Raw genomic sequence first — 12,829 nt, 5'->3', positions numbered from 1 at the left:
ATGATCGCCCTTCTCATCCTGTTCGTCGCCACAACGGCTATGTTGATCGTCCGGATAACCCTTCTCCGGGCGAGTTCAGCGCCATCGATCTTGCCGATCGGCCTCTTCGTCGGATACTTGGCGGTCGCTACCGGAGTGGTTCCTGTGCTGTGGGTGATCGGCTGGGCCCAGCCGTGGTCGGAGATCGCATCGGACCCGTACCTGGCGGCATCCGTGACGACCCTTGCGCTGCTGGTGACGGCGTTCGGGGTGATCCTCGCCTGTCCGCCCGGCAGGGTTTCAGAGATCAGTCTCAGGACTCCTGGAACCAAGCTGGACGTTGCGCTGTTCGGCGGTCTCGCCGTAGGTGTTCTCGGCTATCTGGTGCTTGCGGCATCGGCCGGCGGCCCGGTTGCTCTGTTGTACACCCTCGCTGATCGACGTGAGTTGTTGGCCGGTACTGGTCCGCTGCGCATACTGCTGATCGTCAGTGCGGTCGCGTGCATCTACGGCGCTCTGCATGCTGACAAGACCACCCGTCAGAGGATGCTCACCTGGGCCTGTGGGCTTGTCTATGCCGCGTCGACCCTGCTGACCGGGTCACGGTTCCAGGTGATCGTGCTCGCTGTCGCTGTCATCTGCGCGCATGTTCGGGTCAACGGCTGGTCGCGACGGCTGAAGGCCGGTGTTCTGGTCACGGTGCTGGCAGTGGTGCCGCTCAGCACGATATATGGCCTGGAGGTCCGGACGGGCCTCACCTACGGCCAGGAGGTCGAATGGTCCGATCCCGCCACCGGAACCGTCACGATAAATTCCTTGGTCGGCCCGTTCGTCCGCGGTGGTCTTGACACCATTCGCACGACGGGTGTGGCCGCGGCGAAGCAGGAGCCGTTCGCCCTCAATCCCGAACTCGCTGTCGGGTCGCTGGCCAATCTTGTCCCACGGTCGGTGTGGCCGGCTAAGCCGGAAGGTGCGGCCACCCAGTTCTCAAGGCAGTACTTCCTGTCCAAGTGGGTAGACGGAACAGGTGTGCCGCCCTCGATCTTCGCCGAGTTCTTCCATTCTTTCGGATTATTCGGTGGTCTGGCCGCCCTGCTCCTCCTCGGAATCCTCTTGACTCGGCTGTCATTTTGGATGATGAGTCGACCGCGGCTGTACTGGACCATGCTCGCACCGTTTTTCGCGGCGGACTGCATCCAGTTGGCCAAGGGCGGCAGCGACGGTTTCCTGCGGACGCTGGTACTCCACATCGGCGCTGTGATGATCATGGTGCTGATTGCGCGGAGCGCGGGCACGACGCTGAATGTCGAGCCGGGAAGCCCAGCCACGTCGGAGCAGGCGAGAAGTGGCGCACGCTGATCCGTACCTCGTCGAAGTGCGCATCGTCGGGATCCGACGACCACCGACGATCTTCGCGAGAGCCTCGCCGGACTCAGTCGCGGCTTTCGAACGGGTACGATCGGCCGCAGGACGCGGACGGCGAGCGCCGGGCCGCGTCGAACGGCCCGAGATCGCCCACGAGAATCACGGACGCTGCAGGTGGGGCGGCGTCGTCGTCGGTTCCGCCATGAGTGATGACGCCGCATCGAGCATCGTCGCCGTCGTGGCGATGGACATGCGCAGATCGGCGGTGCCGTCGGCCTCGCCGCGGACGACGGCGTGGAAGCGCTCGAGGTTGCGGACGTGGCCCTTGTCCGGGTTCCTCATCTTCACGTCCTTGCCGTCGACGGTGAGCCGCTTGTAGTCGTCGATCGTGATCGAGTGTCCTCGACCGAGGATCTCCAGCCGCTCCTTGGCCGTCGACGGGTGGCCGTGCTCGGCGTAGCTGACCGTGGCGAGCGAGCCGTCGCCGTAGGCGAGGGTGAGGACGAGGTTCTCCTGCAGCAGCGCCTCGGCGCCGCCGCTGCCCATCGCGGTGACCCGCACCGGGGCGGCACCGACGATCCAGGAGATGACGTCGACGAAGTGGCAGACCTCGCCGAGCAGGCGCCCGCCCTGGCGCCGGTCCTTGTACCAGTGCGCGGCGGGGAGCCGGCCCGCCGACACCCGGTAGGTGGCGACCAGGGGGCCGCCGTCGGCGGGGAGCGCGGCCGCGGTCCTGTGCACTGCCTCGGAGTGTCTGCGGTTGAACCCGACCCACAGCTGACCCTCGCCCGCTCCGAGAGCGTCGACGACCTCGTCCAGTTCGTGGTGGGTCAGGGCCAGCGGTTTCTCGACGAAGACGTTCCGGCCGGCGCGGAGCGCCTTCGACACGAACTGCGCGTGGCTGTCGTGGCGGCTCAGGACGAACACGGTGCCCACGTCGTCGATCGTCAGCAGGTCGTCGACGTCGGGGCAGACGATCCCGATGCCGTGGTGCTCTGCGAGGTGGCGCGCGGTGAGCCCGCCGGAGGAGGTCACGGCCGCGAGCTCGGTCCAGCCCGCTCGCCCCAGCGCGGGGAGGAAGGTGGCCTTGGCGAAGTTGCCCGCTCCGATGATGCCGGCACCGAGGCCACCGGGACCGCTGCGGGCCCCCAGGACGATGCGCTCGGATCGGGCCGCGGGATCGAGGTCGTAGCAGAACTGGACGGCCAGCGCCCTGGGGTCGCTGCCGACGGTGGCGTAGGCCTTCTCCGCCTCGTCCACCGGGAACACGTGCGTGACCAGGTCGTCGACGGTCACCCGGCCGCGGCCGACCAGATCGAGGAAGGCCTCGATGTTGCGGCCCTCGGTCCAGCGGACGTGACCGACCGGGTAGTCGACCGCGAACTCCTCGTAGGAGCGTTCGTAGCGGCCGGGACCGTAGGACCGCGCGAACCGGAGTTCGATCTCCTTCTCGTAGAACGGGGTACGGGCGAGGTCGAGACCGACGTCCCCGACGACGACGATCCGGCCGCGGTCGCGCAATCGGGCGCACGAGGACATGACGGGGTCGGAGGACGGCGTCGACGCCGTGATCAGCACGGCGTCGGCTCCACGGCCGCGGGTGCGCGCGCGGATGGTCTCGGTGGTGTCCTCACCGGACTCCACCAGGCCCAGCCCACCGGCTGCGGTGACCAACTCGGTGGTCCATCCGCGCAGGTCCACGCCGACGACATCCAGTCCGGAGGCGACGGCCATCCGGACCGTCAGTTGGCCGACCAGGCCGAGCCCGACGACGACGATCGTTCCGCCCGGTGCGACGTCGGCCTGCCGCAGGCCCTGCAACGCGACGGCGGCCACGGCGCCGAAGGCGGCGGCCTGGTCGCTGACGCCGTCCGGGATCGGCACGGCGAGCAGGCCCGGCACCAGTTGGATCTCGGCGTGCCCGGCCGAGGCGGTCGCCACCCGGCTCCCCGGAACGAGCGTCCCCGGGACCGCACCACCCGCGATGACGACGACGCCGGCCGCGCTGTAACCGAGCGGCATGTCGTCGTCCAGGCGGGTCCGCACGGCCTGCACGGTGTTGCTGATCCCGTCGGTCCTCGCCTTCTTGAGCACGGCTCTGACCAGGTCGGGCCGGGCCTTCGCCTTCCGGAGGAGGCCGGCCGACGCGAGCTCCCGCACGGCGCGCTCGGTACCGGAGGACAGCAGCGAACGCCGGGTCGCGACCAGGACGTCGGTCGGGGCGGGTGTGGGGCTGGGCACCTCGACGACCCGCAGGTTGCCGTCCCCGACCGACTGGACGACCTGCTTCACCGGAAGAAGCCCCGGGTGTCGACGATCTGCTTGCCGTCGAGTTCAGCCGGGGTGATGGCGCGGAACTGGTTGTGGTCCACGAGCAGGACGACGACGTCGGCCTTCGCCACGGCGTCGGCGGCGCTCTCCAAGGCGAGGTTCGCGATGTCGTCCAGCATGGGGGGAAGCTTGCCGACGTGGGGCTCGACCGCCAGCACGGACGCTCCGGGCAGCCGCCGGGCGACCCGTCCGGTGATGTCCACCGCCGGGCTGCCCCGCAGGTCGTCGACGTTGGCCTTGAAGGCCAGCCCCAGGCAGGCGACCACCGGGTCGACCATGTTGTCGACCGCGGTGGCGATGGCGTCGACCACCGAACCGGGGCGGGCGTCGTTGACCTCGCGCGCAGTACGGATCAGTCGGGTCCGGTGCGGTGCGGCGGACACGATGAACCACGGATCGACGGCGATGCAGTGCCCGCCGACGCCGGGGCCGGGACTCAGGATGTCGACCCGTGGATGGTGGTTCGCCAGCCGGATGACCTCCCACACGTCGACCTCCACCTCCTCGCACACCGCTGCGAGCTCGTTGGCGAAGGCGATGTTGACGTCGCGGAAGGAGTTCTCGGTCAGCTTGGCCATCTCGGCGCTGGCGGCGTCGGTCAGCAGGATCTCGCCCTCGCAGAAGATGCGGTAGACGGCCGCGGCCCGGGCGCTGCACGCCGGGGTGAGGCCGCCCACCAGCCGGTCGTTGGTCACCATCTCGATCATGATGCGGCCCGGGAGCACCCGCTCGGGGCAGTGCGCGACGTGCACGTCGGGCACGCCCGGCTGGTGCGGGAAGGTGAGGTCGGGGCGCGCCTCGGAGAGCCACCGGCTGATCTGCAGCGTCGTCCCGGGCGGTGAGGTCGATTCGAGGATGACCACCTCGCCCCCGCGCAGCTGCGGCGCGATCGATGCAGTGGCAGCGTGAACGTGGGACAGGTCGGGCTGGTGGTCATCGGTGAACGGTGTCGGTACCGCGATGAGGAAGGCATCGGCGGCAGGCACCTCGGTGGTGGCGGTCAGCAGGCCTCGGGCCACGGCACCGGCCACGGCCACCCCGAGGTCCGGCTCGAACACCGGCGATCGACCTGCGTTGATCTCGGCGACGGTGCAGGCGTTGACGTCGACCCCGGTGACCGATACCCCGCGTCCGGCGATGGCTGCACACGTCGGTAGGCCTATGTAGCCGAGACCGATGACGACGATTCCGTGTCCGAACATGTCGTACTCCAAGGGGTGTCAGTCGGTCGGATCGACGTCGCGGCGATCAGCGGTGCCCTCGTGATCGCCTCTGGCCGGGTGCCGTGGTCGGTCGTGATGTTCGGGCCGCTCATCCGGCGGCCTCCTGGAGCACCTTGCGGACGGCGGCGACCACGTCGTCGACGTCGGAGTCCGACATCCGGTGGTGCACCGGGAGCGTCAAGGTCGTGCGGGACAGCGCGGCGGCGTTCGGGAGGACCCGGGGTGGTGTCCGCACCGTCCGGAACGCCCGCTCGCGCTGGATCTCCGAGCACCCGCCCTGGGTCGCCGGGACGCCCTCGGCGACGAGCGCGGCGACGACCCGGTCGCGGTCCCACCCCGGCGCGAGCCGCTCGGACCGCAGTTCGACGTGGTAGCGGTAGAAGGCCGGTTCCACGGCGGGCGGGGTCGCCGGCAGCCGGAGCGCGTCCAGGTCGCGCAGCCCGTCGGTCAGGCGGGCGGCGTGCGCCCTGCGGAGGGCGACCCAGCCGTCGACCTTGCCCAGCTGGCGGCGCCCCACGGCGGCCTGGACCTCGGTCATCCGGGCGTTGGTGCCGAAGCTGTCGTGCAGCCACCGGAACCCGGGTGGGTGCGTCTGGTCGGTGACCGCGTCGTGGTTCTTGCCGTGGTCCTTGTACTCCCAGCAGCGCCGCCACACGTCCGGGTCGGCTGTGGTGATCGCGCCGCCCTCGCCGGCGGTGCTCATGATCTTGTCCTGGCAGAACGACCAGGCGGCGACGGTGCCGTGGGTGCCGACCATCCGGCCCCCGCGACGCGCGCCGTGCGCCTGCGCGCAGTCCTCGACGACGGTCAGCCCGCGCTCGCGCGCGAGGTGCAGGATCGGTGCCATGTCGGCGGGGAACCCGCCGAGGTGCACGACGACGATCGCGACGGTCCGGGCGGTGAGTGCCGGTTCGACCGTCCCGGCGGTGAGGCACCGGGTGCCCCGGTCGACGTCGACCACCACCGGGATCGCCCCGCAGGTCGCCACCGCGGCGGCGGTGGCGATGAACGTCGCCGACGGCACGACGACCTCGTCACCGGGGCCGACCCCGATGGCGCGGAGCGCGATCTCCAGCGCGACGGTGCCGTTGCTGACGGCGACGGCGTGCGGGACCCCCACCCACGCCGCGAAGTCGCGCTCGAAGTGGTGCCCCTGCTCGCCTGTCCAGTAGTTCACCCGGCCCGAGCCCAGCACCGCGTCCGCGGCGGCGCGCTCGTCGTCGTCGAAGTGCGGCCATGCCGGCAACGGACGATCCCGGATCGGTGCCCCGCCGTCGACGGCGAGCGTGGACGTTCGCAGGACAGGGCTGGTCACGGTGCGCCCCGGAGTGTCCGGAGGGTGTCCCGGGCACGCCGAAGCGACATGGCGGCCTGCTCGCTCGGGGTTGTCGACACCGGGTGCTCCTCTGCTGGACGGACCGGCGGCGTCGGGCGGGTGTGCCGGCGCCGGACCGGAGATGGTGTGGGGTCAGCCGGTGCGGCTCGCCCGGGAGACCGTGTCTCCGGTGCGCCGGCCGGCACTGGTGAGCGCCGGGGGCTGGGGCGACGGACCGTCCACTAATTATACGAAACGTATCGTTTCGATTAGCTACGGTCAACGGCCTCGGATGCCGCTGCGCCCGACGGTCGGGCCTACCTGCCGCCGGAGGTCACCATCACGCGGTCGGCGGTGGCGGTCATCGTGCCGCGGAACGACACGATCATGGCCCACACGTCGTGCGCCCCGAGGTCCCAGCCGGTCTGCCAGCGCAGGGACCTCACGGTGAGCAGCAACCGGCGGCAGGCCGACACGTCGACGAGGTCGCCGTGGTCGACCACGTGCAGTTCGACGTCGGGGTTGTCGTCGCGGATCGCGGCTATCACCAGGTCGACCCGGCCGCCGCCGGCCCGCAGGACGATGCTGACGTCGTCACCGGTCCTCCGGGGAGCCGGGTCTGCGACATGATGCGACACGAGACCCCCGATTCCGAGCCCTCCGGCCAGGCGGTACCTCGTTGCGGGTACCTGGCCGGGCCTGCGGCTCACCTCCGACAGTAAGGTCGTGAGCCGCGTCAGCGCGGCGGGTCCACCCGATCGAGGTCCACCCGATCGAGGTCCGCCGCGTGGGCGGTCAGGTCGGCTCGGTCTCCGGCCCGGTGCGCGGGATCCTGCCCTCGACGACCAGGTCGACGAGCCGGTCGACCACGTCCTCGGTCGGGCGCCGGCACAGCAACCTGTACAGCAGCGTGCCCACGCAGACGTCCAGCAGCAGGTCGGCGTCGACGTCAGCGGGCAGATCGCCCCGCCGGCCCGCGTCCTCGATCATGTCCTGGACCGCGCCGCGGTCGGCCTGCAGGAGGTCCACCGGCTCGGCGGCGGCCGGCGCGTCGTGCAGCGCGTCACTGCCCAGTGCCAGCAGCGTCACCGCCAGCGGGCCGCGCAGGTCCTCGACGATGTTCGCCAGGACGGCGCGGATGTCCGCCCGGACGTCCCCGGTCGGTCGGGGCGGTGCGGCGAGCGCCGAACCGACGGCCTCCAGGACGAGGGCGCTCTTGGAGGGCCACCAGCGGTACACCGTCGACTTCCCGACGCCTGCCCGCGTCGCCACGCCCTCCACCGTCAGCCGGACGTAGCCCACCTCGTCCAGGACCTCGCGGGTGGCCGCCAGGATCGCACGATGGGACTCCGGGCTGCGTGGGCGCCCGCGCGACCGCTCCGGATCCGTGCCCGTCGTCATCGCGCCTTCCTGGCCGGCAGGCGCGGGCACGGTCCACGCCGACGTGTCGGGAAGTGCGCCTGCCGCAGAAGGTACCGCTACGGCCATGGGAGCGGCCCGGGGCGGTCGGCGCTGAGCGCAGGCGCTGACTCGCTCGCACGCGGCAGGGCAAACCCTGCTGGGCTCGGCCGCCGTGCCTGCGACGCCGGTCGGACCGGGCAGCGCTAGCACCAGTTGTCGCGCTGTGTAGCACCGCTTGACAGGATCGGTGAAGGGGCTGACGCTGGTGATGTCAGGCCGGATGCGGCCACCCACACGAAGGCGAGCGAACCGGGCCGTCCCCGGTCCGGTGTCCGCGAGGAACGTCGCCGGACGGATCCTGCTCGAGGTGCGCAGATGACTGGATCGGATCGGCTCGTGGTTCGGCCGGGAACGCCGGGTGCGTCCTGAGCCCCGTGCGGCGCGTGGTCGATCCGCCGGAAGGCGGCGGGGCCAGGGAAGGCCAACGGGTGGCGTCGGTGCGCGCCCTGCGTCTGCTGAACACCCCCCCGGAGGACCGCTTCGACCGGATCACCCGAGTCGCCCGCGACCTGTTGGACGTGCCGATCGCCATGATCACTCTGGTCGAGGTCGACCGGCAGTGGACGAAGTCCGCCGTCGGGGCCCCGGCGCGGGAGTTGCCGCGGAACAAGTCGTTCAGCTCGCACGTGCTGGCCGCCGGGAAGCTCCTGGAGGTGTTCGACGCGACCCTCGACGAGCGGTTCGCGCATTTCCCGACCGTCGTCGGTGAGCCGTTCGTCAGGTTCTACGCCGGCCAGCCGATCGCTGCACCTTCCGGGTACCTGGTCGGTGCGCTGTGCGTGGCGGACCGCGTCCCGCGACGGCTGGACAGCAGGCAGCGCCGGTCGCTCCGCGACCTGGCCGCCTGGGTGGAGCTCGAGTACGCCGTCCCGCGGTCCAGCCAGTGGGAGCGGGACGCCGAGCGTGCCCGCCGGGACTTCGTCTCGGTCGTGAGCCACGAGCTGCGGACCCCGCTGACCTCCATCCGCGGGTCGCTCGAGCTGATCGAGTCGGGGCGGTTCGGCGAGCTGACACCGATGGTGGCAAAGCTGGTGGGCATCGCGGCGAAGAACGCCGGCCGCATGGTGCGGCTGGCCGAGGACGTCGTCGACCTGCACCTTATGCAGCGCGGCAAGCTGCATCTACGGCTGGCCACCCTGACCCTGCCCGAGGTCGTCGATCAGGCGGTGCTCGCGGTCCGGGATGTCGCCGACCGCGCGTCCGTGCAGGTCGAGGTCTCCTGCGACGATCCGGCCCCGCTGCGGGGCGACGCCGACCGGCTGGTCCAAGTGTTGACGAACCTGCTGGTCAACGCGGTGAACGTGTCGCCACCGCAGGGAACGGTCACGGTGCACTGCGGGACCGACGGAGCCTGGGCGGAATGCTCGGTCCGTGATCACGGCCCGGGCATCCCGCAGGGCCAGCTGGACGAGATCTTCGAGCCGTTCGTCCAGTTCGAGGTGCCCGGGCAGCGGCGGAACGGGCGGGCGGGGCTGGGTCTGGCGATCGCCGGCGGCATCGTCGCCGCGCACGGCGGCCACCTGGGCGCTCGGCCGGCCGAGGGGGGCGGGAGCGTCTTCGAGGTGTCCCTGCCCACCACCGGGCCGGACAGCGACAGGCCGTGGTGGTGAGGCTCAGCGTCCGCCGAGGAACTCGGCCAGCTGCTCGCCGATGAGCCACGTGTCGAAGGGCTTGGCCAGAACGGCCAGCGCGCCGAGAGCCTGCAGCCGGTCGCCGAGCGCGGGCTCGGCGTTGGCGGTCAGGAAGACCACCGGCAGGGACGTGGTGCGCGGGTCGGCCCGCAGCGCGGCCAGCACGTGCGGGCCGTCCATCAGCGGCATCTCGACGTCCAGCACCACCACGTCGAACTCGGTGGACCAGCAGATCTCCAGCGCCTCCCGGCCGTCGGTGACGGCCCGGACGTCCCAGTCCAGGAACGCGGTCAGGCACATGACCAGCACCTCCACGTTGTCCTCGTCGTCGTCGACGACGAGGACCCTCATGGTCCGCCGAGCGGTGTGATCCGGTACCCGACGCCGCGCACGGTGGTGATCGTCTGCCCCTCCCCGGCCGCGGCGAGCTTGCGCCGCAGATTGGACATGTGGACGTCGACGGCGTGCTCGTCGGCCAGCCACGCACCGCCCCACACCCGCTCCCGGAGCTGATCGCGGGTGCGGACCTGCCGCTCGTCCTCGGCCAGCGCGGCCAGCAGATCGAACTCGATCTTCGTGAGGGCGATGAGAGTCCCGCGGACCCGTACCTCGCGGGCAGCGACGTCGATCTCCAGCGAGCCGCTCGGGTGCCCGTCGGGCTGCTGGCCCCGGCCCCGTCGTTGCCCGGCCTGCGGCAGCTCGTGGGGGCGGCGCAGCATGGCCTGCACGCGGGCGGCGAGCTCGCGCGGGGAGAACGGCTTGGTCAGGTAGTCGTCGGCGCCGATCGACAGACCGATCACCTTGTCGACCTCGTCGGCGCGACCGGTCAGCATGAGGACGTAGGCGTCGGAGAACTGCCGCAGCCTGCGGCACACCTCCAACCCGTCCGGACCGGGGATGCTCAGATCGAGCAGCACCACGTCGGGCGCCCAGTCGTGGACCTCGCTCAGCGCCTGGTCGCCGTGGCCGACCGTGCGGACGTCCAGGTGGGCGTCGGCCAGTGCCAACTCGATCAGGTAGCTGATCTCGACGTCGTCCTCGACGATCAGCACCCTCGCCGGTGCCGTCATGCTCCGCAGTGTGCGGGAGCCGCGGCGCCGGGCCGGCACGATCGCGCCGCCGTTCACCACAACGTGCGTTTCTGACGGACGCGGTCGCGGCGGCCCCGTGGGGGACTGCCTCATCGGCTGGTTGCCGGCATCGATCGTGTGGCCTCCGGTCGGGAAACTCTGCTTCCCCTCAATTAGCAACGATGCGTGTCGTATCGATGCTTCTCTGTGGTGTGCCCACGCAGTGCATGGGCCCAGCTACGGAGAGAGAGCACACCATGCGCAAGAATCTGATCATCACCCCGATCGTGGCCAGCGCGGCGCTCCTGGTGCTCGGAGCAGGTCCGGCGCTCGCCGCCGACACCGACGCCACCTTCACGATCACCGGCGGCGCACTCGCGATCACCGCACCGGCCGAGTCCGTCCCGCTGGGCACGGCGGCGGCGAGCCCTGGCACGCAGGCCATCGGCGCCGCCCTCGGGAACGTCGCGGTGACCGACGGCCGCGGCGGTGTGGCCGGATGGGTCGCGTCCGTCATCTCCACCGCCTTCACCCCGGCGGCACCCGCCGTCGCCGTGTCCGCCTCCGCGGTGACCTACGCCACCCCCGCGGCCACGGAAACCGGCACGTCGACGGTCACGGCCCAGGACGCCAACGGCCCCATCGGCGTCATGCCGGTGCAGACCGCCACCGGGGTCTCCGGCGCGAACACCGCCACCTGGAGTCCCACCGTCACGGTTCAGGTACCGGCCGGGGCCCAGGCAGGGGTGTACACCGCCACGCTGACCCACTCCGTCGTATGAGCGCTGTGACGATCATGATGGAGATCCCCCGTGCGTAGCTTCGCTCTCATCCCGGTGCTGGTGGTCGCGGCGATCGCCGCGGCCGCCGGCCCGGCGAGCGCGGCACCGCCCGCGCCCGACCCGGGCAGCGTGGGCGTGCGGCTGCTCGACGTACCCACCGTCGCCCGCGACGACCCCCGGGCACGGCAGTACATCGTGGACCACTTGGCGCCGGGTGCGGTCGTCAACCGCCGCATCATGGTCTCCAACACCACACGCGAACCGATGAGCATCGCGATCTACCCGGCGGCCGCCGTCATCGAGGACGGCTCGTTCCTCGGCGCCGACGGGCGCACCGCCAACGAGCTGTCGACGTGGACCACGCTGAGCAGCAGCACCCTCGACCTCGCCCCCGGCGCCGAGGCCGAAGCCACCGTCACCGTCTCGGTGCCCGCCGACGCCGCCCCCGGTGAGCGGTACGGGGCGGCGTGGGCCGAGGTCAGGGCCCCCGGGGACGCGGGCGTCGTCCTGGTCAACCGGGTCGGCATCCGGATGTACCTCTCGGTAGGTGACGGGAACGCGCCCGCCTCCGACTTCACCGTCGATTCGCTCACCGCGGGACGTGATCCCGACGGCCGGCCGGTGGTGACGGCGCAGCTGCACAACACCGGCGGCCGGGCCCTGGACATGTCCGGGGCACTGGCGCTGTCCGGCGGGCCCGGCGCGCTGACCGCGGGCCCCTTCCCCGTGCAGGTGGGCAGCACCGTGGCCCCCGGACGGTCGACGACGGTGACCATCGCGATGGACCGCCAACTGCCCGACGGTCCGTGGGACGCGGCCCTCACGCTGCGCAGCGGGCTGCTGGAGGAGAGCGTCGACGCCCGCATCCAGTTCCCGGCCGCTCCCGGCCTCGCCGCTCCGGTCGCGGTGCAGGACGACGGCGACGGCGTCGTACTCCTGGTCGGTGCCCTGATCCTGCTGGTGGCGCTGCTGATCGTGGTCGTCGTGGTGCTGCTCCGGCGGCGTCGCCGCGAGACCGCGCGAGAACCACGATGACGAACCGTCGACCACTGGGGCGCGCAGCAGCGGCGCTGCAGACCGCGGCGCCGCTGCTCGTGGCCCTGGCGGTCGCGGCCGGATCACCGGCGGTCGCCGCCGCGGCCGTCCCGCCAGGGCCTCCCGACCACGCTCCCACCACGAGCGCACCACTGCCGTCGACGACGCCCCGACCGACCGCGGTCCCGTCGACGACGGTCCCGCCGTCGACGGTCCCGCCGTCGACGGAGCCGCCGGCATCGGAGCCACCGACCACCGTGCTGCCGACCACCGTGCTGCCGACCACCGTGCCGCCGACCACCGTGCTGCCGACGACGGAGCCGCCGACGACATCGGCGGGTCCTGCGGTCACCCCGGCAACGGCCGTGCCGACCCCGGCCGACAGCGCGGATCCCGCGGTGGGCCGTCCGTACGGGACCATCGCCCGCCCGGTCATCCCGACCGGCCAGCAGCAGACCGCGACCGGCCACGACTTCGCCCCGGGCAGCAGCGTGCGGGTCACCCTGCTGCCGGAGGGCATCGATCTGGGGACCTTCGTCGCCGCTCCCGACGGGACCGTCACCACCCGGTTCGCCACCGGCGGCCTGCAGCTCGGAAGCCACACCGTGCGGTGGACGCAGGGCTGAGCCGTCGCGTG

At 71.6% G+C, this 12,829-nt stretch carries 12 protein-coding genes; 5 read left to right on the top strand and 7 right to left on the bottom strand.

All coding sequences use genetic code 11. The annotated features are described in order from the left end of the window. Complete coding sequence (locus KDL28_RS02315) at nucleotides 1–1,338, top strand: hypothetical protein (protein WP_252435488.1); 1,338 nt, start codon at nucleotides 1–3, stop codon at nucleotides 1,336–1,338. A gap of 165 nt (nucleotides 1,339–1,503) precedes the next feature. Here the strand turns inward: KDL28_RS02315 and KDL28_RS02310 are convergent, their stop codons facing one another. From KDL28_RS02310 to KDL28_RS02290, 5 genes are all read right to left on the bottom strand, one after another. Continuing rightward, the gene (locus tag KDL28_RS02310) at nucleotides 1,504–3,636 is read right to left on the bottom strand and encodes a bi-domain-containing oxidoreductase (protein WP_252435487.1); all 2,133 of its coding nucleotides are present in this window, start codon (nucleotides 3,634–3,636) and stop codon (nucleotides 1,504–1,506) included. After that, entirely contained in the window at nucleotides 3,633–4,877 is a 1,245-nt protein-coding gene (gene wecC, locus KDL28_RS02305) for a UDP-N-acetyl-D-mannosamine dehydrogenase (RefSeq protein ID WP_252435485.1), read from the bottom strand. Before wecC ends, KDL28_RS02310 begins: the two co-directional genes overlap by 4 nt. A 109-nt stretch (nucleotides 4,878–4,986) precedes the next feature. Beyond that, nucleotides 4,987–6,144 carry a DegT/DnrJ/EryC1/StrS family aminotransferase gene (locus tag KDL28_RS02300; RefSeq protein ID WP_252435484.1) on the bottom strand — a complete coding sequence of 386 codons (1,158 nt, stop codon included), beginning with the start codon at nucleotides 6,142–6,144 and terminating at the stop codon, nucleotides 4,987–4,989. Nucleotides 6,145–6,530: 386 nt separating this feature from the next. Further along, entirely contained in the window at nucleotides 6,531–6,851 is a 321-nt protein-coding gene (locus KDL28_RS02295) for an MmoB/DmpM family protein (protein WP_308215911.1), read from the bottom strand. Between the two features lie 157 nt (nucleotides 6,852–7,008). Continuing rightward, nucleotides 7,009–7,614 carry a TetR/AcrR family transcriptional regulator gene (locus KDL28_RS02290; protein ID WP_252435481.1) on the bottom strand — a complete coding sequence of 202 codons (606 nt, stop codon included), beginning with the start codon at nucleotides 7,612–7,614 and terminating at the stop codon, nucleotides 7,009–7,011. A 497-nt stretch (nucleotides 7,615–8,111) separates the two neighbouring features. On the opposite strand from KDL28_RS02290, the gene KDL28_RS02285 reads away from it, so the two are divergent. Continuing rightward, entirely contained in the window at nucleotides 8,112–9,284 is a 1,173-nt protein-coding gene (locus KDL28_RS02285) for a GAF domain-containing sensor histidine kinase (RefSeq protein ID WP_252435480.1), read from the top strand. A gap of 3 nt (nucleotides 9,285–9,287) precedes the next feature. Here the strand turns inward: KDL28_RS02285 and KDL28_RS02280 are convergent, their stop codons facing one another. Further along, complete coding sequence (locus KDL28_RS02280; protein WP_252435478.1) at nucleotides 9,288–9,656, bottom strand: response regulator; 369 nt, start codon at nucleotides 9,654–9,656, stop codon at nucleotides 9,288–9,290. Further along, complete coding sequence (locus KDL28_RS02275) at nucleotides 9,653–10,375, bottom strand: response regulator (RefSeq protein ID WP_252435477.1); 723 nt, start codon at nucleotides 10,373–10,375, stop codon at nucleotides 9,653–9,655. The genes KDL28_RS02280 and KDL28_RS02275 overlap by 4 nt, the downstream gene beginning before the upstream one ends. A gap of 257 nt (nucleotides 10,376–10,632) precedes the next feature. Between KDL28_RS02275 and KDL28_RS02270 the strand changes: the two genes are divergently transcribed. The 3 genes from KDL28_RS02270 to KDL28_RS02260 are packed head-to-tail and all read left to right on the top strand — an operon-like array spanning nucleotide 10,633 to nucleotide 12,818. Further along, nucleotides 10,633–11,157, top strand: coding sequence for a hypothetical protein (locus KDL28_RS02270; RefSeq protein ID WP_252435476.1), 525 nt, complete (start codon nucleotides 10,633–10,635; stop codon nucleotides 11,155–11,157). Nucleotides 11,158–11,187: 30 nt separating this feature from the next. Beyond that, complete coding sequence (locus KDL28_RS02265; RefSeq protein ID WP_252435475.1) at nucleotides 11,188–12,192, top strand: hypothetical protein; 1,005 nt, start codon at nucleotides 11,188–11,190, stop codon at nucleotides 12,190–12,192. Beyond that, nucleotides 12,189–12,818: a RodZ family helix-turn-helix domain-containing protein gene (locus KDL28_RS02260; protein ID WP_252435474.1), complete on the top strand. Its 630-nt coding sequence runs from the start codon at nucleotides 12,189–12,191 to the stop codon at nucleotides 12,816–12,818. The genes KDL28_RS02265 and KDL28_RS02260 overlap by 4 nt, the downstream gene beginning before the upstream one ends. The last annotated feature ends 11 nt before the right edge of the window (nucleotides 12,819–12,829 follow it).

This window comes from Pseudonocardia humida (assembly GCF_023898865.1).
Classification (GTDB): domain Bacteria; phylum Actinomycetota; class Actinomycetes; order Mycobacteriales; family Pseudonocardiaceae; genus Pseudonocardia; species Pseudonocardia humida.
This window is presented reverse-complemented; position numbering and strand designations above follow the sequence as displayed.